The following is a 25569-nucleotide window of genomic DNA, read 5'->3' as shown; positions in this document are numbered from 1 at the left end:
TCGCCCCTTACTTGCGCTTACGGCGCGAAACAATCATGTTGTCTGTGCGCTTGTTACGACGGGTGCGGTAGCCCTTGGCAGGCGTACCCCATGGGCTGACTGGCTCACGGCCTTCACCCGTACGACCTTCACCACCACCGTGCGGGTGATCGACTGGGTTCATCGCCACACCGCGAACGGTAGGACGAATACCACGCCAGCGAACAGCACCGGCTTTACCGATTTGACGCAGGCTGTGATCGTGGTTGCTGACTTCGCCAATCGTGGCGCGGCAGTCGATGTGAATGCGGCGGACTTCACCGGAACGCAGACGTACTTGAGCGTACGTGCCTTCACGAGCCAGCAACACAGCGGAACCACCAGCGGAACGAGCGATTTGAGCACCCTTACCAGGCAGCATCTCGATGCAGTGAATGGTTTGACCCACAGGAATGTTGCGGATAGGCAAGGTGTTGCCGGAACGGATAGGAGCTTCCGCGCCAGACACAACCGTTGCACCCACTGCCAGACCACGAGGGGCGATAATGTAACGACGCTCGCCGTCTGCGTAGCACACCAATGCGATGTGAGCGCTGCGGTTAGGGTCGTATTCCAGACGTTCTACTTTCGCAGGAATACCGTCCTTGTTGCGACGGAAGTCGACAATACGGTAGTGCTGCTTGTGACCGCCGCCACGGTGACGAACCGTGATATGGCCGTTGTTGTTACGGCCAGCGCTGCTGGATTTTTTCTCGAGCAGAGCAGCGTAAGGAGCGCCTTTGTGCAGTTCAGGGTGAACTACTTTGATCATGCCACGGCGACCTGGCGACGTTGGTTTTACTTTTACCAATGCCATATTAGTTCACCTCAGAAAAGTCGAGTTCCTGACCGGGCTTGAGCGAGACATATGCCTTGCGCACACTGCGGCGGCGACCCATGAAACGGCCAAAGCGCTTTTCCTTGCCCTTCTGATTGAGCACCTGCACCGATTCAACTTCTACCTTGAACAGCAGTTCAATAGCAGCTTTGATTTCAGGCTTGGTAGCATCAGGAGCGACGCGGAAAGCGATTTGCTGATTTTTTTCGGCAACGTACGTGGCTTTTTCAGTCACGACAGGAGCCAGAATTACTTGCAATAGACGTTCGGCGTTCATCCCAACATCTCCTCAAACTGAGCGACAGCCGCTTTGGTGACCAACACTTTTTTGTAGTGGATCAGGGACAGCGGGTCAGCGTAGCGTGGTTCAACCACAGCAACGTGAGGCAGGTTACGCGTAGCCAGGTACACGTTCTCGTCCAGCGCGTCGGTGATGATCAGCACGGATTCCAGGCCCAGGTCTTTCAGCTTGTTGGCTGCCAGACGGGTCTTGGGTGCTTCCAGAGTGAAGGAATCAACAACCAACAGACGCTCGTCGCGGACCAACTGAGACAGAATCGCGCTGATACCGGCGCGGTACATCTTCTTGTTGACCTTGTGTGCGTAGTTTTCTTCACCGGTGTTGGGGAATGCACGACCGCCTCCACGCCACACGGGCGAGGATGTCATACCAGCACGAGCGCGGCCGGTGCCTTTCTGGCGCCATGGCTTCTTGGTGCTGTGGTTGACTTCGGCACGAGTCAATTGCTTGCTGTTACCGCTGCGAGCATTGGCTTGGTATGCAACAACGATCTGGTGAACCAGTGCTTCGTTGAATTCACGACCGAAAACGGTTTCGTTGGCCTGCAATGTGGATGCAGCTTGGCCTTGTTCGTTCAGGAGCTTCAGTTCCATGGATTAGGCTCCTTTCACAGCAGGGCGCACAACGATATTGGCATTCTTGTGACCTGGGACAGCGCCCCGGACCAGCAACAAGCCACGCTCGGCGTCGACGCGGATCACGTCAAGATTCTGAACCGTACGGGTAACGTCACCCATATGGCCCGACATTTTTTTACCTTTGAACACACGGCCTGGATCCTGGGCTTGACCAATGGAACCGGGTACGCGGTGCGAGCGCGAGTTACCGTGGCTGTTACGCTGGCCGCCAAAATTGTGGCGTTTGATGGTACCGGCAAAGCCTTTACCAATCGTGGTGCCCGTAACGTCAACCTTCTGACCCGCTTCGAAAATGCTTTCCACAGCAACTACGGAACCGGCGGAAAGCTCGGCGATAGCAGCGGGGTCGAGGCGGAATTCTTTCAGGATGCTGCCAGCTTCAACGCCAGCTTTTGCATAGTGCCCTGCCTGGGGCTTGGTAACGCGTGTTGCACGACGGGTGCCAAAGGCAACCTGTACAGCGGCGTAACCGTCAACTGCGGGCGTCTTGACCTGGGTGATGCGGTTGTTGGACACGTCCAGAACGGTCACAGGGATGGACTCGCCTTCCTCTGTAAACACACGGGTCATGCCAACTTTACGCCCAACAAGGCCCAGCCGCCACGCGGCAGGCGTAGGTGTCGAGTTCGACATCGTTTTCTCCATTCCTGACTACGATTGGTCAGGGCTAACTGAGAGTACACGCAATGATTTGCGCGACGACCATAGCCAAAACTTTTTGGCTAAGCTAGTAAATATAGCACGTGGCTGTAAAGCCAAGCAAGATTTACTGCAAAAATCTGCCCTAAACTGCTTGATTGACAACAGTTTTTTCGAATTTGGCCGTCGTGGCCATGCGTTCACGATCAGGAAAATTGATTCATGGCCAATTTTCTATTGATGTGCCTTATTGACGAAACGGGCCACGTATTCGTTCACCGGCTCATCACGAATTTGAGCCGGAGTACCGCTTTGTTCCACCCTGCCCTCGCGCAGCACCACGATGTGTTGGCCAAGCCGCAATGCTTCATCAATATCGTGAGTAATAAAGATGATGGTTTTGTTCAGGCTGCTTTGCAGGCGTAGCAGCTCGTCCTGCATCTCGTAGCGAATCAGGGGGTCCAGGGCCGAGAAGGCCTCGTCCATCAACAGAATATCGGCATCAACGGCCAAGGCTCGGGCCAGACCAACCCGTTGCTGCATCCCGCCTGACAATTCATCAGGGTAGTTATCCGCATAGTCTTGCAGACCCACACGCTCCAGCCATAGTCGAGCCTGCTCTCTGGCTTGTGAACGCTTGTCACCCCGCACTTCCAGGCCAAAGGCAACGTTCTCCACTACCGTTAAATGGGGCAGCAAACCAAAGGCCTGAAAGACCATGCTGATTCCATAGCGACGGAATTGTCGCAAGCTGGCCATGTCCAGTTGCAGTATGTCCTGCCCGTCCACCAGTACCTGTCCGGCACTGGGGTCAATCAGGCGATTGATGTGACGCACCAAGGTGGACTTGCCCGAACCGGACAAGCCCATGACGCAGGATATCTGTTGCGCGGGGAAGCAGGCATCCACGCCAGCCAGGCCCACGATGCAATCCGTCTGCTTTTGCACGGCCTGTTTATCGGCTCCCTGCTTTAACAGTTCCACGGCTTCGGGCGCCCGATTGCCAAAGACTTTATAGACATCTCGCAACTCTATCTTGCAGGCCTGCTCGCCGGACGAAGTAGGAATGGTATTCATGCTTGCCTCCTGACCTTGCGGCGGTGACGCTGGGAACGACCAAAGGATTGAGAGATTCGGTCAATGACAATGGCCAGGATCACAATCGCTACCCCCGCCTGCAAGCCACGTCCTATATCCAGGGTCTGAATGCCGGCCAATACGTCCTCACCCAAACCTTGAGCACCAATCATGGAGGCGACCACCACCATGGACAAGGCCATCATGGTGGTTTGATTAATGCCCGCCATAATGCTGGGCCGCGCCAAGGGCAAGGTGACCTTGGTCAGCATTTGCCAGCGCGTGACCCCATAGGCCTGTGCCGCCTCCATCACATGCTTGTCCACCTGTCGCAGACCAAGGCTGGTCAGACGAATCAAGGGAGGGACGGCATAGACCACGGTAGCCAGAACAGCGGGCACCTTGCCCAGGCCAAACAGCATCAGCACCGGAATCAGATATACAAAACTGGGCATGGTCTGCATCACATCCAGCACAGGCGTCAGCACTTTTCTTAGCAGGCGACTGCGAGCAGTCAGAATGCCAACCGGAACACCGATCAGCACAGAGAAGACGGTCGCCACCAACACCAGAGTGAAGGTTTGCATCAACTTGTCCCACAGACCCATGGCTCCGATCAGATACAAGCCACCCACATACAGCAGGACGGGCAGAAAACGTCGTTGTCCCCACCAGGCCAACAAGCCTGTCAAAGTCAGAATCGCCCAGGCCGGCACCTGCTGCAGGACACGCTCAACCGGCAAGATGGCATGCGTCAGAATCCAGGCACTGATCTGGCGAAAACCCGTGCCCCAATCCTGTACGGCAACCAGCAACTGACGGTTCACCCAATCAGCAGCGGACCACTCCGGGAAGAAACGGGACTGCGCGGTGGCTGCGGGTTTTGTCGCCTGTGGCTCCAGGGCAGCCTGCAAGCGATCTGCCTGCGCCACCGGCATCCACTGACGCCATTGCTCTTCGTTTTCTTTCAGGAACTTCTGTACCTGCGTGCTGGCGTTCTGCCCGCCTTCGGTCATGCCCAAAATGATCTTGTTCATCTGCTCGGGCTCCAGCTGGATCTTTTCAAACAAAGCCACCAGCTCGGGATAAGACTCCACGAAAGGAGTAGAAGCCGCTACGCCTATATGCGCCAGGATAAAGTCCGTCGGGCAAATCTTGCCCTTGCCGGAAACTGCAGCCTCCCAGCAGCCTTCATTAAAAGGAGCACTGACCAGCTTCTTGAAAGAGTATTTGGCCATAAGGCCGGCAGGCTGCCAGTAGTAGAACAGGATGGGTTCGCGCCTGTCATAGGCAGCACTGATTGCGGCATCCAGAGCCGCGCCTGTGCCAGGCCGGAAGTTTTGATAATGCTCGCCCAGACCATAGAGATCGAACAAGCGGCTATTGAAGGTTTCACATACCCAACCGGAGGGGCAGTTATAGAAGCGGCCTTTATTCGGCTGCTCCGGGTCGCTGAAAACAGTGGCGTAGCGCCCTAGGTCTTCCACTTTCTGTAGATCGGGAGCAGTTGGCTTGATTCCCTTGTCCGGGTCACCATCGACGACATAATCCGGCACATACCAGCCCTGCTCGGCTCCGCCCTTCAAGGTATTGCCCAGCACCTGGACCTGACCAGCTTCGATGGCCTTTTCGATGATCTCGGTACGTCCTGACCAGATCTCGCCAATCACCTGAATATCATTTTGTGCCAGCGCACTTTCCAGAGCCGCCGAGGACCCTGGCACCCGCTCTGTCTTGCAACCGTAAGCCTTCTCCAGAATCTGCTGATACAGCTCGGTGCTAAATGCTGCGCTTTCCCAACTCAGATCGGCCAGACGCACCGGTTTATTGTCAGCACATGCTTGTGCCGATGCATTAGCCCCCCACAGGCATAGCCACAACCCCAGGAAATACCACAGGGCCAGGAACGGCTTTCGTCTCCGATTTATCATTCTTGTCCTCCTTCAACCCCGCCCATCGTCGCATTTGTTTTCAGATCAAAGTGTGTCCGGTCGTAAAAAACTACCCGAAATCCGCTTTATCCAGTAGCAATGTCGGAATAGAAAAGTTGCGAAGGGCCGGAGAGCCAGGCTTTTCCCATCCAGGAAAGCGGACAATAGTCGCCCCTTGGGTAGCATGCGAATCTTCAGAATCTGAAGGCCGGCTTGCAGGCGAAAAAAAACGCCATGCAGTTGCATGGCGTTTCTTTCGATGTAACTCGAACAGCTAGGCAGAATTACTGCAGAGCGATTTCGACGTCAACACCGGCTGGCAAATCCAGACGCATCAGAGCGTCGACGGTCTTGTCGGTAGGATCGACAATGTCCATCAAGCGCTGGTGGGTACGCATTTCAAACTGATCGCGCGATGTCTTGTTGACGTGCGGCGAACGCAGAATGTCGTAGCGACGGATACGTGTTGGCAGTGGTACTGGACCACGAACAACAGCGCCGGTGCGCTTGGCGGTTTCTACGATCTCAGCAGCAGACTGATCGATCAACTTGTAATCGTAAGCCTTCAGACGGATGCGGATTTTCTGGTTTTTCATGGGTAATCCTAAAGAACGATATAAGTGGGGGCTTTTTGACTGAGCTTATCAATTGCTCGAAGAAACTCTGACTAAAAAGCACCCCTTTTGGGGGTAGCAAAGACGCGGCGGGAAGGTTTGCACCTTCACACCGCGATCAAGGCTTATTACTTGATGATTTTTGCAACCACGCCAGCGCCAACGGTACGGCCGCCTTCGCGAATAGCGAAGCGCAGACCTTCTTCCATGGCGATAGGAGCGATCAGGGACACTTTCATCGAAATGTTGTCGCCTGGCAGAACCATTTCCTTGTCTTCTGGCAGCTCGATGGTGCCGGTCACGTCAGTTGTACGGAAGTAGAACTGAGGACGGTAGCCCTTGAAGAAAGGAGTGTGACGACCACCTTCTTCTTTGGACAGAATGTACACCTCGGCGTCGAAGTCAGTGTGTGGCTTGATCGAGCCTGGCTTGGCCAGAACTTGACCACGTTCCACGTCTTCACGCTTGGTACCACGCAGCAACAGACCGACGTTATCGCCAGCTTCGCCTTGGTCCAGCAGTTTGCGGAACATTTCAACGCCGGTACAAATGGTCTTGACCGTGTCTTTGATACCCACGATTTCGATTTCTTCGCCGACCTTGATGATGCCACGCTCAATACGACCGGTCACAACCGTACCACGGCCGGAGATCGAGAACACGTCTTCAACAGGCATCAGGAACGTACCGTCAACGGCACGCTCAGGCGTAGGAATGTAGTTGTCCAGCGCTTCGGCCAGAGCCAGAACGGCTTGGCTGCCCAGTGGGCCTTCGTCGCCTTCCAGAGCCAGTTTGGCCGAACCCTTGATGATCGGGGTGTCGTCGCCAGGGAAGTCGTACTTGGACAACAGCTCACGAACTTCCATTTCAACCAGTTCGATCAGCTCTTCGTCATCAACCATGTCGGCCTTGTTCAGGAACACGATGATGTAAGGAACGCCAACCTGACGGCTCAGCAGGATGTGCTCGCGAGTCTGAGGCATTGGGCCGTCAGCGGCCGAGCAAACCAAGATAGCGCCGTCCATCTGGGCAGCACCGGTAATCATGTTCTTGACGTAGTCAGCGTGGCCGGGGCAGTCAACGTGTGCGTAGTGACGGTTAGGCGTCTCGTACTCAACGTGCGAGGTGCTGATGGTGATACCACGTGCTTTTTCTTCAGGGGCGTTGTCGATCTGCGAGTAATCGCGTGCTTCGCCGCCGTATGCCTTGGACAGAACCGTGCAGATTGCAGCGGTCAGAGTGGTTTTACCGTGGTCAACGTGACCGATAGTACCGACGTTGACGTGCGGTTTAGTCCGTTCAAACTTACCTTTTGCCATGATTTATCCCAATTATGTTTTACAGGAAAACAAAAAAATTGTTGAGCAGCCCGCCATAGGGCGGGCTGATATTGCTATTACTTACCGCGAGCGCTGATCACTTCGTCAGCCACGTTCTTTGGAGCTTCAGCATATTGCTTGAATTCCATGGTGTACGTAGCGCGACCTTGTGTTTGCGAACGCAGGCTGGTCGAGTAACCGAACATCTCGGCCAGAGGAACCTCGGCCTTGATGACCTTGCCACCACCAACCATATCGTCCATACCCTGAACCATACCGCGACGGGAGGACAAGTCACCCATCACTGTACCGGCGTATTCCTCAGGGGTTTCAACTTCTACAGCCATGGTCGGCTCCAGCAGAACTGGGGCAGCCTTGCGCATACCATCCTTGAAGGCCATCGAAGCAGCCATACGGAAGGCGTTTTCGTTCGAGTCCACATCGTGGTACGAACCGAAGAACAGCGTAGCCTTGACGTCAACCACTGGGTAGCCAGCGACCACACCTGCGGACAGAGTTTCGCGGATACCTTTCTCAACGGCAGGAATGAATTCGCGAGGAACCACACCGCCCTTGATGGCGTCAACGAACTCAAAGCCGCCGCCTGCTTCCAGGGGCTCCAGCTTGAGGACAACGTGACCGTACTGACCACGACCACCGGACTGCTTGACGAATTTACCTTCGATTTCGTCGCAAGTCTTGCGGATGGTTTCGCGGTAAGCCACTTGTGGTTTACCCACGTTGGCTTCCACGCCGAATTCACGGCGCATGCGGTCTACCAGAACTTCCAGGTGCAGCTCGCCCATACCGGAAATAATGGTCTGGCCGGATTCTTCGTCGCTGCTGACGCGGAAAGAAGGATCTTCCTGAGCCAGACGGGACAAGGCCACGCCCATTTTTTCCTGGTCGGACTTGGTCTTTGGTTCCACAGCCTGCGAAATCACGGGCTCGGGGAACTCCATGCGTTCCAGAATGATGTGCTGACCAGCGTCACACAGGGTTTCACCTGTGGTCACGTCTTTCAGACCCACCACGGAAGCGATGTCACCAGCAACCAGTTCTTTCAGTTCGGCACGGTTGTTTGCGTGCATCTGCAAGATACGGCCGATACGCTCTTTTTTGCCCTTGATAGGGTTGTAGACCGTGTCGCCCGAACGCAGAACGCCCGAGTAAACGCGCACGAAAGTCAATTGACCAACAAAGGGGTCAGTCATCAGCTTGAACGCCAGAGCGGACATAGGCTCTTCGTCGTTGGCTTTACGATGAATGACTTCACCGTCATCGTCCGTACCTTCGACAGGTGGAATATCCACTGGCGATGGCAGGTAGTCGATCACGGCGTCCAGCATGCGCTGTACACCCTTGTTCTTGAACGCGGTACCGCACAGCATTGGCTGAATTTCGCAGGCAATGGTACGTGTACGCAGACCCAGGTTGATGTCCTCTTCGGAGAGGTCACCGTTCTCCAGGTACTTGTTCATCAGGTCTTCGCTGGCTTCAGCAGCCGACTCGACCATTTTTTCGCGCCATTCTTCGGCCGAAGCTTGCAGCTCGGCAGGAATGTCGGTGTATTCAAATTTCACGCCGTTGCTGGCTTGATCCCAGATGATTGCTTTCATCTTGATCAGGTCAACCACGCCTTGGAACTCTTCTTCAGCGCCGATCGGGATAACGACAGGCACGGGGTGGGCTTTCAGACGCAGCTTGAGCTGGTCGTAAACCTTGAAGAAGTTAGCGCCAGTACGGTCCATCTTGTTGATGAAGGCCAGACGAGGCACGCCATACTTGTTGGCTTGACGCCATACGGTTTCCGACTGAGGCTGAACACCACCCACCGCGCAGTAAACCATGCAAGCGCCGTCCAGCACGCGCATGGAACGCTCAACTTCAATAGTGAAGTCAACGTGACCGGGGGTATCAATGATGTTGATACGGTGTTCTGGGTAATTGCCCGCCATACCACGCCAGAAAGCAGTGGTAGCAGCCGAGGTAATGGTGATCCCGCGCTCTTGCTCTTGCTCCATCCAGTCCATGGTGGCCGAACCTTCGTGGGTTTCGCCCAGCTTGTGGTTCACACCGGTGTAGAACAGGATGCGCTCGGTAGTGGTCGTTTTCCCGGCGTCGATGTGAGCCGAGATACCGATATTGCGGTAGCGCTGAATGGGGGTTTTGCGGGCCATGGTTATATGTCCTCAGATTACCAACGGAAATGGCTGAATGCTTTGTTAGCATCGGCCATCTTGTGCGTGTCTTCACGCTTTTTCATTGCACCGCCACGGCCTTCGGCCGCATCGGACAATTCGCCGGCCAGGCGCAAGTCCATCGATTTTTCACCGCGCTTTTTAGCGGCTTCGCGCATCCAGCGCATGGCCAGAGCCAGACGACGGACAGGGCGCACTTCGACAGGAACCTGGTAGTTAGCACCACCAACACGGCGGCTCTTGACTTCAACAACAGGTTTTACATTATTGATGGCAGCATTAAACACTTCGAGCGGATCTTTGCCGGTTTTCTGCGCAATTTGTTCCAGCGCGCCATAAACAATACGTTCGGCAACAGCTTTCTTGCCGGACAGCATGACCACGTTCATGAATTTGGCCAGCTCAACGCTGCCAAATTTTGGGTCAGGTAGGATTTCACGTTTGGGTACTTCGCGACGGCGAGGCATTTTAATTTCCTTGTGACTATTCAGTTGAACCGCTTTTCGCGGTCTCGGTCATTCATGACAAATGACCACTTACCTACCATGGCACTCAGGCCACGGTTGCACGGATCCAGATCAGTGAACTGATCGATGGATACATGGATTACTTGGGACGCTTGGCGCCGTACTTGGAGCGGGACTGTTTACGGTCCTTGACGCCTTGCAGGTCAAGAGCACCGCGAACGATGTGGTAACGCACACCTGGCAAGTCTTTAACACGACCACCACGGACGAGAACGACCGAGTGCTCTTGCAGGTTGTGGCCTTCACCACCGATGTAAGAAATAACTTCGAAGCCGTTGGTCAGACGCACTTTGGCGACTTTACGCAGAGCGGAGTTAGGCTTCTTGGGGGTCGTGGTGTATACACGGGTGCAAACACCGCGGCGCTGTGGGCAGTTCTCGAGCGCTGGGCTCTTGCTGCTAACGCGGCTGACTTCGCGCGGTTTACGCACGAGCTGGCTAATGGTTGGCATGACCTTTACGTATCCTATAACGTACTTTACGTACTGGTTGACGTATGTGTTTTGAAAAACGCCGTCCAGTTGGCGGGTTTTGAAACCCTGTACCGGAAGCGGCATTGCGCAATACCACTCCCCATAAAACACGAAAAAGAGCGGTCTTGCACTTGGCTTGGGCTTGATTTCAAGCACTAAAAAAGTGCCCGCAGCCCCTAAATTCAGGGCTGCCATCAAATTACTGCAAGGTGTACCGGCAAAGGATCCTTAAAGTAAGCTCTAAAATTTACCACAGTAAACCCTTATAGGTCAACGATTTGGACACTGATCCAGCACTTTCCCGTTGTCACCGCACACGCATGGAAGCACTTGGTCACTCGCTATCTACATATCGTTATACTGCAGGGCTATTGCACTTCTGCGACAAGGACAATACCCATGATCATCGCTTCCCTGGAAGACGACCTCGTCCAGGCTGAACTGATTGCCCGGATCCTGACCGAGGCTGGCTATGAGTGTCGCTCCTTTCATCAAGGAAAGGACCTGCTGGCCGCACTGGCCAAGCCACATAATTTCGGTTTATTGCTACTGGACTGGGAACTGCCGGATGTCAGCGGCCTGGATGTGTTGCGTTGGGTTCGCACCACACTGGGTCATGCCCTGCCCGTCATATTCCTGACCAGCCGTACCCAGGAAGAGGATCTGGTCACGGGTTTGCAGGCCGGAGCCGACGACTATATTAATAAGCCCGTACGCAAGGGAGAGCTGGTTGCGCGCGTCAATGCTGCTGTCCGGCGTATGGATCTGAGCACCTCGGCCACTCAGGACAGCCGCTTTTCGTTTGCGGGCTACGATATCTTTCCTGAACAAGGCCATATTGTGCTGGACGGGGAAACCGTCACCCTGGCGCCCAAAGAATTTGAACTGGCCCTTTTGCTGTTTCGCAACCCCGGCCGCCTGTTCTCGCGTGATGTTTTAAGCTCCGCGGTCTGGAACCGGGAAATTCCGGCCACCTCCCGTACGCTGGACACTCACCTGTCCAACATACGCCGTAAACTCCAGTTGCGACCCGAAAACGGGGTGCGCCTGACGGCATCTTACGCCCTGGGCTATCGCCTTGAACTTTTGACCGACCCTAGCTAGCCGACTTCTATGATTACTTTGCGTATCGCCGCCCCCCTTGTTTGCGGCCTGATTTGGGGTGGCGTCGTGTCAGCTCAACCTTCCGGCGCCCGTGGCGAGAACTTCGTCTACAAAGTGCTGGCCGGTGACACCTTGCTGGATATTTCCCAGACTTACACACGCCAGAGCCGTAACTGGTCCGAAATCCAGCGCTTGAATGCGGTGGCTGACCCTTATCGCCTGCCCATTGGCAAAGAGCTGAACATTCCGTTTCGCATGATCCCGGAAGTGGCCGCCCCCGCCCGCATCACGCACCAAACCGGCCAGATTCTGGTAAACGGACAAGCGCTGGGCGCAGGAACCACGCATTTGCAGGAAGGCGACCTGATACGCACGGGCAGCAACGGCTACCTGACACTGGAACTGCAGGACGGCAGCCAATTGAGCGTGCCCGCCCAGGCGTCCTTGAGCGTGACCCGCATGCGTGCCTTTGAAGGCACGGGCCTGACCGACTCGATCATCGCTCTGGATGATGGCGACGTGGAATCGCGTGTGTCCCCGGAGAAAACCGGCGTGGGCCGCTTTGAAGTCCGTACCCCTGTCAGCATTACCGGCGTGCGGGGCACCGAATTGCGTGTGCGCACTCAGCAAGGCATGGCTCACAGCGAAGTGCTGGAAGGTCGTGCAGAACTGGGAACCCAGCAACGCAGCACCCCCACTGCCCTGAAGCAGAATCAAGGGGCTGCGGTGGGCACAGACGGCAACATCATGGCACTGGCGCCCTTGTTGCCCGCCCCGCAAATCTCCACCCCCGAGCGTCGCGGCGGTCAATGGAACAGCACGATTCAGGCTGTACCCGGTGCCCAGGCCTATCTGGTTCAGACCTCCACCGATCCGCAAGGCGCCAAGCTGCTGTCGCGCGACATCACGACCGATACGGACATTCAGTTCGGTGCCTCGCGCCCCGGCACCTACTACGTCACCGTACGTGCCATTGACCGCCACGGTCTGATGGGTCCGGACACGATCGAAAGCTTTGAAGGCGCAGCCAGCCTGACCAGCTCGGATGGCCAGGCCGTGGTCAGCAATTTTGGCGACCCAATCTTGCTCTCTCAATTCGAGTAGCTAAACGGCGTACGGCATGAGCAGCCCAGCCCCCAGAAACAGCAAGCTACTCTCTGACCGGATTCGGAAAGAGTGGCATCTGGTCTCGGGCTTGCTGATGCTGCTGACCTTGTTGTTCAGCTCCCTGCGTGACGATTTCGCTCTGGGCAAGCTGAACAACCTGATTTACGACTTCACCATGGCGGCGGCAATTCCACAGGCCGCCCCCCCGGACATTGTCATCGTCGCAATTGACGACTACAGCATTGCCAATCTGGGTTTCTGGCCCTGGCGGCGTATCAACCACGCGCAACTGTTAGGCCGTCTTGAACAGGCCCGTGCGGTTGGCATAGACCTGGTCTTTCAGGAACCCAATCCCGCCTATCCCGATGATGATCGCGCTCTAACGCAAGCCATTCAGCAACATGGGCGTGTAGTCCTGCCGCTGGTATATGACCCGCAGCGCTACATCGTCCATACCGCCATTCCCATGCTCAGCCAGGCGGCCAAAGCATCGGGGTATATCAATATCGAACCCGACCCGGATGGTGTGGTTCGCCGTGTCGCGCTGCAACGTGTCACTCCCTTGGAACGCGTGCTGCCGCACTTTACGATTGCAATGTTAATGACGGGCGGAGATATGGATCTGGCCTTGCAGGCCCTGGACTCCAGCAAGACTGACATTCCGCACATTCCTTTTCTGGGGCGCAGTGGGCACTTTCAGACCGTTCCTTACTTCAATGTACTGAATGGGGACATCCCGGCCTCTTTCTTCAAGGACAAATACGTCCTGGTCGGCGCCTGGGGCAGTGGGCTGGGAGATACCTTTCCAACCCCATTATCCAAAGCCGGCATGAGCAGCATGTCGGGTGTGGAGATTCTGGCCAATACCCTGCAGGCTGTACGCAGCAATCAATGGGTGCGCACACCGCCAGCCTGGTTTATTGCGCTGGCCAGTTGCTTGCCAGTCCTGCTGGCGTGTCAGGTTCTGATCTATCTGTCGCCACGCGCCACCTTGCTGAGCCTGATCGGGCTGGTCTTTGCGATCTTGCTGGTGAACTGGATCGCCATGCATGGCTTCAACCTGTGGATTCCGCCCCTGGCCAGCCTGATTACCGTCCTGCTAGCCTACCCGCTCTGGCATTGGCGCAGCCAGGAAGCCGCCCTGAATCAGGTCACGGAAGAACTGAACAAGCTGCAGCTGGAATACCCCGATGTCAGAACGGCGCTGAACGAGCGGCTGTCTGGCTTGAGTGCACGTAACCTGCCCCATCGTCTGACGCAACTGCACAAATCCATCAATCTGCTGCGCCAGGCCCAAACCAAGCGTGAAGAAACACTGCGCTTTATCTCGCACGATATGCGGGCCCCCCAGAACTCCATCCTGGCTCTGGCCAGCCTGCAACGTCAGGATGACAGCATGCTGCCGCCCGACCAGTTCCTGCACAAGATGGAAAACTATGCCGAACAAACGCTGGAGCTGGTCGATAACTTCATCAGCCTGGCACGAGCCGAAGCGATGGAGATGGTGCTAAGCCCGCTTGCTCTGCCCGATCTGCTGGCAGACTGTATGGACGATGCCTGGGCCAGTGCCAGCAAACGCTCCATCAGCCTGAACCTGCATGACTCGGAACTGGTCTGGGTAAACGGCAACGCTCCCATGCTGCGCCGTGCCTTTACCAACCTGATTCAGAACGCCATCAAATATGGGCCGGATGGCAACCAGATTGATATAGAGCTGGTTCTGGATAAAAAAACAGTGCGGATATTCGTCAAGGATCAGGGCTGGGGTATTCCAATCGAAAATCAGGCAACTATTTTCGAACCCTATCACCGTGCCCATGAGAACACCGCCGGTGCGCCTTCAGGTAGCGGGCTGGGTCTGGCTTTTGTGAAAACCGTCATCAACAAGCATGGTGGCGACATTGCCCTGGACAGCACCAACGAACAGGGCTGTACCTTTATCGTTTCCCTGAGCACCATTGATGTTTCCGATGAAGGCTGAGTTCTGGCGGGACAAGGCCCTGCCCTATGTCGAGAGCCGCCGCGCTTGCGACAGTCGTATCTGCTACCAGGAGCACAGTCACCCGACCTTCTCCATCGGTGCCGTTGATAGCGGTGGCAGCGTCTTTACGGGCGCGCCTGGCGGCCCGGTCCAGCTTGCACCTGGCTCGCTGGTCTTTGTTCCCGCGCACCGTAGCCACGCCTGCAACCCTCTGCCGGATCAATCCTGGAGCTATCAGATGCTGCATCTGGACGCAGCATGGCTGAAGCAGCTTTGGCAGGAAAGCACGGGATTCAGGCTTGGGGCCCAGGAGCCTATCCGTGTTAGTCACGAACCGGAGCTTTATGCAGCCTACTGTGAGTTGAACACCCTCTTGTTTTCAGCCGCTCCAGTACTGAGCAAAGAAGCAGCGCTGATCGACTTTTTGCTTCACCATGGCTCAGCCCAATCCCAGCCCTTGGCACCCGCTCCCCCGCCTAGCCCCGTTTTGCAGAAAACCCTGGATCGCTGGGTTAAAGGCCAGTTAGCCACTATCCCACTGCACGAACTGGCTCAGGAAACCGGTTTTAGCCGCTACCAGCTGATTCGTGCCTTTCGCCGCCATACTGGTCTGACGCCACAGCGCTGGCAATTGAATCAGCGCATCAACCTGGCCCGTGATGCCTTGCTCCAAGGTGATGAGCTGGCTGATATTGCCTATCGTCTGGGCTTTGCGGATCAAAGCCATTTTCAACGCGTATTCAAGCACTACACCGGCGTCACGCCAGGGCAATACCGAGGCTAGACACCATCCAGCGCCCTGCCCCTCCTTGGGCGTGCACTTTCATTCAATACGCACCCTATCCTTCTCGTCACACTGCGGTTTTCTCCAGGATTGACCGCCGTGACCCTGTTCTTGCTGATCGCCAGCACCCATTTCCTGGCCCTGCTTTCCCCCGGCCCCGATTTCTTCCTGATTGCACGCAGCACCTTGGCCCATGGCCGCTGGGTAGCAAGCGGAGCTTGCGCAGGCGTCGCCTTGGCCAACGGCCTATATATCAGCCTGGCGCTGACGGGTTTTACACGGATGAGTACCGGCAGCCCCCTCTTTTTGCTGCTTCAGGGTGCTGGAGGCCTGTATCTGCTGTACCTGGGCGTGAAATTTCTGCAATCGGCCCGTCACGACACCCAGCAACGGATCAGTGCCTCTGGCGCTTCTACAGGCGGCTGGTGGCATCATGTTCTGATGGGTTTGCTCTCCGGCCTGCTGAACCCTAAAAACGCCCTGTTTTACGCCAGCCTGGCCTCGGTACTGGCAAGCAGCCGTGCAGGTCCGATTCTGCACATATTGCTGGGTCTGTGGATGTTTTTTATTATATTGCTCTGGGATTTGTTCATTACCGTTCTGATCGGGCATCCTCGCTGGCAACAGGGGATACAAAAGCACTTGCCGCGAATAGAACAGCTCTGTGGGCTGCTGCTCTGCCTGATTGCCACCGCCGCGCTATTCAATGTGGCCCAACATCTGACTGAAGCGCCCTGAAAAGCGACACCTGCTCTGCGCTGGCGTCAAGCTCCCTAGAGGCGATAGAGTGAGGCTGTTAGAGCCATATCAAACGATGAGAAAACAAATCATTCGCGGGGTCGGACGGGGCAACATAAGCCGGTAAAATAGTCCGGGTCTACGTTTTGTTAAGCACCTTTAGTGCGCTACAGTCTATGCTGTAAGACCGGAACAACACCCCCGTGTCCCGTTCCTTTTTTTGTCAGTTTTCGAGGAGTTACTAGAATGTTTGCCAAACTTGCTTTCACAGCCGTTCTTGGATTGGCCAGCGTGCCTGCTTTTGCTGCTTGCGACATTACCATCGAAGGCAATGACTCCATGCAGTTCAACACCAAGAGCATCGTTGTTGACAAGACATGCAAGGAATTCACGATCAACCTGAAACACACCGGCAAGCTGCCTAAAGCAGCCATGGGCCACAACGTCGTTATCTCGAAGAAATCCGATGAAAGCGCTGTTGCTACCGATGGCATGAAAGCCGGCCTGGACAACAACTACGTTAAAGCCGGTGACGAGCGCGTGATCGCCCACACTGACGTGGTCGGCGGCGGTGAAAGCACCTCCGTAACCTTTGACGTCTCCAAGCTGAAAGAAGGCGAAGACTACGCTTTCTTTTGCTCCTTCCCTGGTCACTGGAGCATCATGACTGGCGAAATCAAGCTGGGTAGCTAAGCACATCCGCTTGTAGCCGCCAGACGGCCATAAAAAATCCCCACGTGGCATAGCCAGGTGGGGATTTTTTTAAGCCTGGAATATCTGGTTTTGTCCGCCTACCTGAAGGTAGTGGCCCACCCTGGATAACCAGGATGGGGAAACCAGACTATCTTGCTTATTCCTGATCGCCTTCTGGGGCTTCAGGTTGCTGCTCGGGCTCGGAGGCACCGGACACAAAGACCGGATCTTCCGAAGGCTCAGGAGCCGATGCGAACGGGTTTTCCAGTTCACGGGCTGCTTTGCGCTCTGCCACTTCAAAGGCTTCTTTTTCCTTGCGGGCGGAATGGAAAGCCATACCGGTACCAGCAGGAATCAGACGACCCACAATCACGTTTTCTTTCAGACCACGCAGATCGTCGGTTTTGCCCATGATGGCCGCTTCGGTCAACACGCGGGTGGTTTCCTGGAAGGAAGCCGCCGAGATGAAGGAGTCGGTCGACAGCGAGGCCTTGGTAATACCCAGCAGCACGTTTTCGTACGTAGCTGGAATACCGTTTTCAGCCAGGACGCGATCGTTCTCGTTCAGCAGTTCGGAGCGTTCAACCTGTTCACCCGTGATGAAGTTGGTATCACCAGCATCCACAATGTTCACGCGGCGCAGCATCTGACGAACAATCACTTCAATGTGCTTGTCGTTGATCTTCACACCTTGCAGACGGTAAACGTCCTGCACTTCGTTAACAATGTAGTTGGCTAGCTTCTCGATACCCTTCAAGCGCAGGATGTCGTGCGGATCGGCTGGGCCGTCCACAATCATCTCGCCCTTGTTCACCACCTGACCGTCGTGAGCCAGAACCTGCTTTTCCTTCGGAATCAGGAACTCGTGGCTGACGCCGTCCAGGTCGGTAATGACCAGACGCTGTTTGCCCTTGGTGTCTTTACCGAAGGAAACCGTACCCGTAACTTCGGCCAGCAGACCGGCGTCCTTGGGCGAACGAGCTTCGAACAGTTCGGCCACACGTGGCAAACCCCCGGTAATATCTCGAGTCTTTTGCGATTCCTGAGGAATACGCGCCAGAATCTCACCCACGGACACTTGCTGACCGTCGCGAACGGTAATCAGCGCGCCTACCGGGAAGGAGATATTGACCATGTGATCGGTACCCGCGATCTTGATCTCCTGACCTTGCTCGTTCAGCAGCTTGATCTGAGGACGCATGGTGATCTTGCCACCACGTGTCTTGGGAGTGATCACAACCAGAGTCGACAGACCGGTCACTTCGTCCACCTGACGAGCCACGGTCACGCCTTCTTCGATGTTCTCGAAGCGAACGGTACCGGTGTACTCGGACACGATAGGACGGGTCAGCGGATCCCAGCTTGCCAGGCGTTGGCCAGCCTTGATCGCATCGCCATCGCCCACCGTGATGGTGGCGCCGTAAGGCACTTTGTGACGTTCGCGCTCGCGGCGGTTGTCGTCAAAAATGACGATTTCACCGGAACGGGAGATCGCAACACGCTCGCCCTTGGCGTTGGTCACATAGCGCAGACCAATTTCAAAACCGACCGTACCAGCCGTCTTGGTTTCCACCGAGCTGGCCAACGCTGCACGCGAAGCCGCACCACCAATGTGGAACGTACGCATGGTCAGCTGGGTACCCGGTTCACCGATGGACTGAGCAGCGATAACACCGATGGCTTCACCACGGTTAACCAGCACACCACGACCCAGATCGCGACCGTAGCAGCTTGCGCACAAGCCGTGACGGGTTTCGCAAGTCAGCGGAGTACGGATCTTGACTTCATCAATACCCAGATTGTCGATCAGGTCGACCAGGTCCTCGTTCAGCAAGGTGCCGGCGGGGATAACCAGTTCCTGATTGTCAGGGTTGACGATGTCGGTCGAAGCCACACGGCCCAGAATCAGATCGCGCAGGGGCTCGATAACCTCACCACCATCCAGGATGGCTTTCATGGTGTAGCCGCCCTTGGTACCGCAATCGTCTTCGGTAATGACCAGATCTTGCGTCACGTCGACCAGACGACGAGTCAGGTAACCGGAGTTAGCCGTCTTCAAGGCCGTATCAGCCAGACCCTTACGAGCACCGTGAGTCGAAATAAAGTACTGCAGTACGTTCAGACCTTCACGGAAGTTCGCGGTAATAGGCGTTTCAATAATGGAGCCATCAGGCTTGGCCATCAGACCACGCATACCAGCCAGCTGACGAATCTGTGCAGCCGAACCACGAGCACCGGAGTCCGCCATCATGTAGATGGAGTTGAAGGACTCTTGACGTACTTCTTCACCAAAACGGTTGGTCACTGGCTCGGAAGCCAGTTGCTCCATCATGGCCTTGCCGACTCGGTCACCCGCCTTGCCCCAGATGTCCACCACGTTGTTGTAGCGTTCCTGAGCGGTCACCAGACCGGACGAGTACTGCTTGTCGATTTCTTTAACTTCATTGCTTGCCTGAGCCAGGATGCTTTCCTTGACGGCAGGCACAACCATGTCGTTCATCGCGATGGAAATACCACCACGTGTTGCCAGACGGAAACCGGACTGCATCAATTTGTCCGCAAAAATCACGGTGGCACGCAGGCCGCAGCGACGGAAGGACTGGTTGATCAGACGCGAAATTTCTTTCTTCTTCAGCGCACGGTTCAGTGCGGTGAATGGCATGCCCTTGGGCAGAATTTCGGACAGCAAGGCACGGCCAGCAGTCGTTTCGTAACGCTTGATGGTCTTGACCCACTCACCGTCTTCGCCCTTCTCGAATTCTTCGATACGGACGGTCAGACGAGTTTGCAGCTCGACTTCCTTGTTGTCGTAGGCACGCTGGACTTCAGCCACATCGGCCATGAACAAGCCTTCGCCCTTGCCATTGACCAGTTCGCGGGTCGCGTAGTACAGACCCAACACGATATCCTGGGAAGGAACGATGGATGGTTCGCCGTTGGCGGGGAACAGCACGTTATTGGAGGCAAGCATCAGGGTACGCGCTTCCAGCTGGGCTTCCAGCGACAGCGGCACGTGAACGGCCATCTGGTCACCGTCAAAGTCAGCGTTAAAGGCGGCACACACCAGGGGGTGCAGCTGAATCGCTTTACCTTCGATCAGGACCGGTTCAAAAGCCTGAATACCCAAACGGTGCAACGTAGGCGCACGGTTCAGCATGACCGGATGCTCGCGAATCACCTCTTCGAGGATGTCCCACACCACCGGTTCCTGGCTTTCCACCAACTTCTTGGCTGCCTTGATGGTCGTAGCCAGACCCATCAATTCCAGACGGTTGAAGATGAAAGGCTTGAACAGTTCCAGCGCCATCAGCTTGGGCAGACCGCACTGATGCAGTTTCAGCTGAGGACCCACCACAATCACGGAACGACCGGAGTAGTCCACGCGCTTGCCCAGCAGGTTCTGACGGAAACGACCGCTCTTGCCCTTGATCATGTCGGCCAAGGACTTCAGTTGACGCTTGTTGGCGCCGGTCATGGCCTTGCCGCGACGACCGTTATCCAGCAAGGAATCCACGGACTCTTGCAGCATACGTTTTTCGTTGCGCAGGATGATGTCCGGAGCCTTCAGTTCCAGCAGACGCTTCAAACGGTTATTACGGTTGATAACGCGACGGTACAGATCGTTCAGGTCGGAAGTCGCAAAGCGGCCGCCGTCCAGTGGTACCAGCGGACGCAGGTCCGGTGGCAGCACGGGCAGCACTTCCATGATCATCCAGTCTGGCTTGATGCCGGATTTCTGGAAGCCTTCCAGTACTTTCAGACGCTTGGAGATCTTCTTGATCTTGGCATCCGAACCTGTGGCTTTCAGTTCGGCACGCAGGCGCTCGACTTCGCGATCGATGTCGATCGTGCGCAGCAGTTCGCGCACGGCTTCCGCACCCATCAGGGCGTGGAAGTCGTCACCGTATTCTTCGGTCTTGGCCAGGAAATCGTCGTCGGACATGATCTGACCGCGCTTGAGCGGGGTCATACCAGGTTCGATCACGCACCAGGCTTCAAAGTACAGCACGCGCTCGATGTCACGCAGGGTCATGTCCAGCACCATGCCCAGACGGGATGGCAGGCTCTTCAGGAACCAGATGTGAGCAACCGGGCAGGCCAATTCAATGTGACCCATGCGCTCGCGACGCACCTTGGAGACGGTGACTTCAACGCCACACTTCTCGCAGATGACGCCTCGGTGCTTCAGGCGCTTGTACTTGCCGCACAGACATTCGTAGTCCTTGATGGGACCAAAAATCTTGGCGCAAAACAGGCCATCGCGCTCGGGTTTGAACGTGCGATAGTTGATGGTCTCTGGCTTGCGGACTTCTCCGAAAGACCAGGACCGGATCTTCTCGGGCGAGGCGATGCCGATCTTGATGGCATCGAACTGCTCGTCCTGAGTGACTTGTTTAAAGAGATCGAGTAGCGCTTTCATTATTTACGCTCCAAATCCATGTCCAGGGACAAGGAACGGATTTCCTTGACCAGAACGTTAAAGGACTCCGGCATACCGGCGTCGATCACGTGGTCACCCTTGACAATGTTCTCGTAGACCTTGGTACGGCCAGCGATGTCGTCGGATTTAACCGTGAGCATTTCCTGCAGGGTGTAGGCGGCGCCATACGCTTCCAGCGCCCAGACTTCCATCTCCCCGAAACGCTGACCACCGAACTGCGCCTTACCACCCAGCGGCTGCTGAGTAACCAGCGAGTATGGGCCGGTGGAACGAGCGTGCATCTTGTCATCGACCAGGTGATGCAGCTTCAGGTAGTGCATGTAGCCTACGGTGACCATACGCTCAAAGGCTTCGCCGGTACGACCGTCAAACAGGCGAACCTGGGTGCGGTGTGGTGCCAGCTGCAGGCTCTCGGCGATGTCGTCAGGATAGGCCAGACGCAACATCTGGTCGATTTCCTGCTCGGTTGCACCGTCGAACACTGGCGTTGCCAATGGCAGACCTTTCTGCAAGTTGGTGGCCATGTTCATCACTTCGTCGTCAGTCAACTCGTTGATGCGAGTCTTCTTGCCGGCAGTGTTATAGACCTTGTCCAGGAACGCGCGCAGTTCGGAAACCTGCACGTTCTTTTCTTCTTGCATCATGTCGTTGATGCGGTGGCCAATACCCTTGGCAGCCCAACCCAGGTGAACTTCCAGAACCTGACCCACGTTCATACGCGAAGGCACGCCCAGCGGGTTCAGAACGATGTCCACGGGGGTACCGTCAGCCATGTGCGGCATGTCTTCCACAGGAACGATGCGGGAAACCACACCCTTGTTACCGTGACGGCCGGCCATCTTGTCACCAGGCTGCAGACGACGCTTAACAGCCAGGTAAACCTTGACCATCTTCAGCACGCCAGGAGGCAGCTCGTCGCCTTGGGTGAGCTTCTTGCGCTTTTCTTCAAAAGCCAGATCGAACTGGTGACGCTTTTGCTCCAAGGATTCCTTGGTGTGCTCCAGCACCAGTGCGTGTTGCTCATCAGCCAGACGGATGTCGAACCACTGCCAGCGATCCAGATCGTTCAGGTAGTCAGCGGTCAGCTCGGTGCCCTTGGGCAGCTTGCGTGGACCACCGTTGACGGTTTTGCCGACCAGGAACTTCAAGGCACGGTCAAAGGCGTCGTCTTCAACGATTTGCAGCTGGTCGTTCAGGTCCTGGCGGTAGCGACGCAGTTCATCATCAATGATGGACTGGGCACGCTTGTCACGCTCGATACCTTCACGGGTAAAGACCTGAACGTCGATCACCGTACCGACCATGCCCGAAGGCACGCGCAGGGAGGTGTCTTTAACGTCAGAGGCTTTTTCACCAAAAATGGCGCGCAGCAGCTTTTCTTCCGGAGTCAGCTGAGTTTCACCCTTGGGTGTCACTTTACCGACCAGCACGTCGTCGGCACGTACTTCGGCGCCGATGTACACAATGCCGGAATCGTCCAGACGGTTCAGCTGAACTTCGGACAGGTTGCTGATATCGCGGGTGATATCCTCAGGTCCCAGCTTCGTGTCACGGGCAACAACCGTCAGCTCTTCGATGTGAACCGAAGTGTAGCGATCATCAGCCACGACCTTCTCGGAGATCAGAATCGAGTCCTCGAAGTTGTAGCCGTTCCAGGGCATAAAGGCGATCAGCATGTTCTGACCCAGAGCCAATTCGCCCAGGTCAGTCGATGCGCCGTCAGCCAGCACGTCACCACGAGCCACGATATCGCCACGTTTGACGATAGGACGCTGGTTGATGTTGGTGTTCTGGTTGGAACGGGTGTACTTGGTCATGTTGTAGATATCTACACCGACCTCGCCAGCCACGTTCTCGTCATCGTGCACGCGAATAACCACGCGCTGTGCGTCAACGTCTACCACCACACCGCCACGACGGGCTTGTACGGTTGTACCCGAGTCAACAGCAACAGTACGTTCGATACCGGTACCAACCAAAGGCTTCTCAGGGCGCAGGCAAGGAACTGCCTGACGCTGCATGTTGGCGCCCATCAGTGCTCGGTTGGCGTCATCGTGTTCCAGGAACGGAATCAGCGAAGCAGCCACAGACACGATCTGCGAAGGAGCCACGTCCATGTAATGGATGTTCTCTGGCGCAGTCATCATGGTTTCGCCCGCTTCACGGCAGGCAACCAGATCGTCAGCAAAGGCACCGTCTTCGGTCAGCTCGGCGTTAGCCTGAGCGATGACGTAATTGCTTTCTTCAATAGCCGACAGGTAATCGATCTGTTCACTGACCTTGCCGTCAACAATCTTGCGGTAAGGCGTTTCCAGGAAACCGTACTCGTTCAGACGAGCGTACAGCGCCATGGAGTTGATCAGACCAATGTTTGGACCTTCAGGCGTTTCAATCGGGCACACGCGACCGTAGTGGGTTGGGTGCACGTCGCGCACCTCAAAGCCCGCACGTTCACGAGTCAGACCACCAGGGCCCAGTGCCGAAACACGACGCTTGTGCGTGATCTCGGACAGCGGGTTGGTTTGATCCATAAACTGCGACAGCTGGCTGGAACCGAAGAACTCCTTAACAGCCGCAGAGATGGGCTTGGAGTTGATCAGATCGTGCGGCATCAGGTTTTCGGTCTCGGCTTGGCCCAGACGTTCCTTGACGGCACGTTCCACACGCACCAGACCGGCGCGGAACTGGTTTTCGGCCAATTCGCCCACGCAACGAACACGACGGTTACCCAGGTGATCGATATCGTCGATCTGACCGCGACCGTTACGCAGACTCACCAGCACCTGAATGGTGTCCAGAATGTCTTCGTCGGTCAAGGTCATGGGACCTTCAATGCTGTCACCACGGCCCAGACGGCTGTTGACCTTCATGCGACCCACACGCGACAGGTCGTAGGACTCTTCGCTGTAGAACAGACGGTTGAACAGGGCCTCAACCGCTTCTTCGGTTGGTGGCTCGCCAGGACGCATCATGCGATAGATCGCGATACGGGCAGCATTGGAATCCGCTGTTTCATCGGTGCGCAGGGTCAGGGAGATAAAGCCGCCCTGGTCCAGTTCATTGATGTACAGGGTCTCGAAATCACGCACATTGGCTGCACGCATTTCGGCCAGAATGGATTCGGTAATCTCGTCGTTGGCGTTGGCAATCACTTCGCCGGTTTCGGCGTTGATGATGTTCTTGGCCAGCACACGACCCAGAAGGAAATCTTCCGGGATGGAAATGTATTCGATCTTGGCTGCTTGCAGGTCGCGCAAATGCTTGGCATTGATACGCTTGTCCTTTTCAACCAGTACGCGACCGTCGCGGTCGGTAATGTCGAAACGGGCAACCTCGCCCTTCCAGTGTTCTGGAACGAATTGCAGCTTGCCACCTTCCTGGTGCAGTTCGATGTGGTCGAACTCGAAGAAGTGGGCCAGGATCTGCTCTGGCGTCAGGCCGATGGCCTTCAGCAAGATAGTGACGGGCATCTTGCGACGACGGTCGATACGGAAGAACAGAATGTCCTTGGGATCGAACTCGAAGTCCAGCCAGGAACCACGGTAAGGAATCACGCGCGCCGAGAACAGCAACTTGCCCGAGCTGTGCGTTTTACCGCGGTCGTGTTCAAAGAACACGCCGGGGGAACGGTGCAGCTGGGACACGATGACTCGTTCGGTACCGTTGATCACAAAAGAGCCGTTATCAGTCATCAGGGGCATTTCGCCCATGTAGACTTCTTGCTCTTTTACTTCCTTGACGGTAGGCTTGCTCACCTCGCGGTCCATGAGGACCAGACGAACCTTCGCCCGCAAGGGGGAGGCATAGGTCAAACCACGAAGTTGACACTCTTTGACGTCGAACACCGGCTCGCCGAGCGTATAGCTCACGAACTCTAGCCGCGCCATTTGGTTATGGCTTACTATTGGAAATATGGAACTGAAAGCTTCCTGCAAGCCTTCAACCTTACGCTGAGAAGGCAGCGTGTCCTTCTGCAAGAAGGTTCTGAAAGAATGCAGCTGGGTAGCCAACAGGTAAGGAACCTGCTGTACGTCTTCACGTTTGGCGAAGCTCTTGCGTATGCGCTTTTTTTCGGTGTACGAATAAGGCATGAGCACTCCGACTCAAGGGTTACACGGACCGTCAACCACGGCCCTGGTTTACGAC

At 55.9% G+C, this 25569-nt stretch carries 19 protein-coding genes; 6 read left to right on the top strand and 13 right to left on the bottom strand.

Going from position 1 to position 25569, the window contains the following annotated elements; genetic code table 11:
* Positions 1-7 precede the first annotated feature (7 nt).
* The 11 genes from rplB to rpsL all read right to left on the bottom strand — a co-directional run bounded on the left by rplB (position 8) and on the right by rpsL (position 10554).
* Positions 8-835: a 50S ribosomal protein L2 gene (rplB, locus tag Q9R35_RS12925; protein WP_042489246.1), complete on the bottom strand. Its 828-nt coding sequence runs from the start codon at positions 833-835 to the stop codon at positions 8-10.
* Between the two features lies 1 nt (position 836).
* The gene (gene rplW, locus Q9R35_RS12920; protein WP_003803043.1) at positions 837-1133 is read right to left on the bottom strand and encodes a 50S ribosomal protein L23; all 297 of its coding nucleotides are present in this window, start codon (positions 1131-1133) and stop codon (positions 837-839) included.
* Positions 1130-1750: a 50S ribosomal protein L4 gene (rplD, locus tag Q9R35_RS12915; RefSeq protein WP_009462425.1), complete on the bottom strand. Its 621-nt coding sequence runs from the start codon at positions 1748-1750 to the stop codon at positions 1130-1132. Before rplD ends, rplW begins: the two co-directional genes overlap by 4 nt.
* Before the next feature lie 3 nt (positions 1751-1753).
* Positions 1754-2428 carry a 50S ribosomal protein L3 gene (gene rplC / locus Q9R35_RS12910; protein ID WP_003803046.1) on the bottom strand — a complete coding sequence of 225 codons (675 nt, stop codon included), beginning with the start codon at positions 2426-2428 and terminating at the stop codon, positions 1754-1756.
* A gap of 240 nt (positions 2429-2668) precedes the next feature.
* A complete protein-coding gene (locus Q9R35_RS12905) occupies positions 2669-3511 on the bottom strand; it encodes an ATP-binding cassette domain-containing protein (protein ID WP_042489264.1) in 843 nt (280 codons plus the stop codon).
* The gene (locus tag Q9R35_RS18705) at positions 3508-5442 is read right to left on the bottom strand and encodes a glycine betaine ABC transporter substrate-binding protein (protein ID WP_063692220.1); all 1935 of its coding nucleotides are present in this window, start codon (positions 5440-5442) and stop codon (positions 3508-3510) included. The genes Q9R35_RS12905 and Q9R35_RS18705 overlap by 4 nt, the downstream gene beginning before the upstream one ends.
* 284 nt (positions 5443-5726) lie before the next feature.
* Positions 5727-6038, bottom strand: coding sequence for a 30S ribosomal protein S10 (rpsJ, locus tag Q9R35_RS12890; protein WP_003803053.1), 312 nt, complete (start codon positions 6036-6038; stop codon positions 5727-5729).
* Between the two features lie 146 nt (positions 6039-6184).
* Positions 6185-7375: an elongation factor Tu gene (tuf, locus tag Q9R35_RS12885; RefSeq protein ID WP_054513288.1), complete on the bottom strand. Its 1191-nt coding sequence runs from the start codon at positions 7373-7375 to the stop codon at positions 6185-6187.
* Positions 7376-7452: 77 nt separating this feature from the next.
* Positions 7453-9555, bottom strand: a complete 2103-nt coding sequence (gene fusA, locus Q9R35_RS12880) for an elongation factor G (RefSeq protein WP_035269563.1) — start codon at positions 9553-9555, stop codon at positions 7453-7455.
* Positions 9556-9572: 17 nt separating this feature from the next.
* Positions 9573-10043: a 30S ribosomal protein S7 gene (gene rpsG / locus Q9R35_RS12875; RefSeq protein WP_035269562.1), complete on the bottom strand. Its 471-nt coding sequence runs from the start codon at positions 10041-10043 to the stop codon at positions 9573-9575.
* Positions 10044-10182: 139 nt separating this feature from the next.
* The gene (gene rpsL / locus Q9R35_RS12870) at positions 10183-10554 is read right to left on the bottom strand and encodes a 30S ribosomal protein S12 (RefSeq protein ID WP_042489490.1); all 372 of its coding nucleotides are present in this window, start codon (positions 10552-10554) and stop codon (positions 10183-10185) included.
* Positions 10555-10974: 420 nt separating this feature from the next.
* On the opposite strand from rpsL, the gene Q9R35_RS12865 reads away from it, so the two are divergent.
* From Q9R35_RS12865 to azu, 6 genes are all read left to right on the top strand, one after another.
* On the top strand, positions 10975-11679 hold the full coding sequence (locus Q9R35_RS12865) for a response regulator transcription factor (RefSeq protein ID WP_045930639.1): 705 nt from the start codon (positions 10975-10977) through the stop codon (positions 11677-11679).
* A 9-nt stretch (positions 11680-11688) separates the two neighbouring features.
* Positions 11689-12783 (top strand): FecR domain-containing protein, encoded by a 1095-nt coding sequence (locus Q9R35_RS12860; protein ID WP_197313556.1) that lies wholly within the window; start codon positions 11689-11691, stop codon positions 12781-12783.
* Positions 12784-12799: 16 nt separating this feature from the next.
* Positions 12800-14767, top strand: coding sequence for a CHASE2 domain-containing protein (locus Q9R35_RS12855; RefSeq protein WP_311219955.1), 1968 nt, complete (start codon positions 12800-12802; stop codon positions 14765-14767).
* Positions 14748-15551 (top strand): AraC family transcriptional regulator, encoded by an 804-nt coding sequence (locus Q9R35_RS12850; RefSeq protein ID WP_311219954.1) that lies wholly within the window; start codon positions 14748-14750, stop codon positions 15549-15551. The genes Q9R35_RS12855 and Q9R35_RS12850 overlap by 20 nt, the downstream gene beginning before the upstream one ends.
* A 99-nt stretch (positions 15552-15650) precedes the next feature.
* Positions 15651-16289: a LysE family translocator gene (locus Q9R35_RS12845; protein ID WP_311219953.1), complete on the top strand. Its 639-nt coding sequence runs from the start codon at positions 15651-15653 to the stop codon at positions 16287-16289.
* Positions 16290-16535: 246 nt separating this feature from the next.
* Positions 16536-16982 carry an azurin gene (gene azu, locus Q9R35_RS12840; RefSeq protein ID WP_042489505.1) on the top strand — a complete coding sequence of 149 codons (447 nt, stop codon included), beginning with the start codon at positions 16536-16538 and terminating at the stop codon, positions 16980-16982.
* A 157-nt stretch (positions 16983-17139) separates the two neighbouring features.
* On the opposite strand, the gene rpoC is transcribed toward azu, so the two are convergent.
* Together rpoC and rpoB are read right to left on the bottom strand one after the other, a co-directional pair.
* A complete protein-coding gene (rpoC, locus tag Q9R35_RS12835; RefSeq protein WP_042489507.1) occupies positions 17140-21402 on the bottom strand; it encodes a DNA-directed RNA polymerase subunit beta' in 4263 nt (1420 codons plus the stop codon).
* Positions 21402-25514 (bottom strand): DNA-directed RNA polymerase subunit beta, encoded by a 4113-nt coding sequence (gene rpoB / locus Q9R35_RS12830; protein WP_149721241.1) that lies wholly within the window; start codon positions 25512-25514, stop codon positions 21402-21404. The genes rpoC and rpoB overlap by 1 nt, the downstream gene beginning before the upstream one ends.
* Between the last annotated feature and the right edge of the window lie 55 nt (positions 25515-25569).

Source organism: Alcaligenes sp. AB3 (assembly GCF_031844565.1).
GTDB lineage: Bacteria > Pseudomonadota > Gammaproteobacteria > Burkholderiales > Burkholderiaceae_B > Alcaligenes > Alcaligenes faecalis.
This window is presented reverse-complemented; position numbering and strand designations above follow the sequence as displayed.

Bases quoted from the DNA above. Each gene is read 5' to 3' on its own strand.
- rplB (WP_042489246.1), bottom strand. From the start codon at position 835: ATGGCATTGGTAAAAGTAAAACCAACGTCGCCAGGTCGCCGTGGCATG.
- rplW (WP_003803043.1), bottom strand. From the start codon at position 1,133: ATGAACGCCGAACGTCTATTGCAAGTAATTCTGGCTCCTGTCGTGACT.
- rplD (WP_009462425.1), bottom strand. From the start codon at position 1,750: ATGGAACTGAAGCTCCTGAACGAACAAGGCCAAGCTGCATCCACATTG.
- rplC (WP_003803046.1), bottom strand. From the start codon at position 2,428: ATGTCGAACTCGACACCTACGCCTGCCGCGTGGCGGCTGGGCCTTGTT.
- Q9R35_RS12905 (WP_042489264.1), bottom strand. From the start codon at position 3,511: ATGAATACCATTCCTACTTCGTCCGGCGAGCAGGCCTGCAAGATAGAG.
- Q9R35_RS18705 (WP_063692220.1), bottom strand. From the start codon at position 5,442: ATGATAAATCGGAGACGAAAGCCGTTCCTGGCCCTGTGGTATTTCCTG.
- rpsJ (WP_003803053.1), bottom strand. From the start codon at position 6,038: ATGAAAAACCAGAAAATCCGCATCCGTCTGAAGGCTTACGATTACAAG.
- tuf (WP_054513288.1), bottom strand. From the start codon at position 7,375: ATGGCAAAAGGTAAGTTTGAACGGACTAAACCGCACGTCAACGTCGGT.
- fusA (WP_035269563.1), bottom strand. From the start codon at position 9,555: ATGGCCCGCAAAACCCCCATTCAGCGCTACCGCAATATCGGTATCTCG.
- rpsG (WP_035269562.1), bottom strand. From the start codon at position 10,043: ATGCCTCGCCGTCGCGAAGTACCCAAACGTGAAATCCTACCTGACCCA.
- rpsL (WP_042489490.1), bottom strand. From the start codon at position 10,554: ATGCCAACCATTAGCCAGCTCGTGCGTAAACCGCGCGAAGTCAGCCGC.
- Q9R35_RS12865 (WP_045930639.1), top strand. From the start codon at position 10,975: ATGATCATCGCTTCCCTGGAAGACGACCTCGTCCAGGCTGAACTGATT.
- Q9R35_RS12860 (WP_197313556.1), top strand. From the start codon at position 11,689: ATGATTACTTTGCGTATCGCCGCCCCCCTTGTTTGCGGCCTGATTTGG.
- Q9R35_RS12855 (WP_311219955.1), top strand. From the start codon at position 12,800: ATGAGCAGCCCAGCCCCCAGAAACAGCAAGCTACTCTCTGACCGGATT.
- Q9R35_RS12850 (WP_311219954.1), top strand. From the start codon at position 14,748: ATGTTTCCGATGAAGGCTGAGTTCTGGCGGGACAAGGCCCTGCCCTAT.
- azu (WP_042489505.1), top strand. From the start codon at position 16,536: ATGTTTGCCAAACTTGCTTTCACAGCCGTTCTTGGATTGGCCAGCGTG.
- rpoC (WP_042489507.1), bottom strand. From the start codon at position 21,402: ATGAAAGCGCTACTCGATCTCTTTAAACAAGTCACTCAGGACGAGCAG.
- rpoB (WP_149721241.1), bottom strand. From the start codon at position 25,514: ATGCCTTATTCGTACACCGAAAAAAAGCGCATACGCAAGAGCTTCGCC.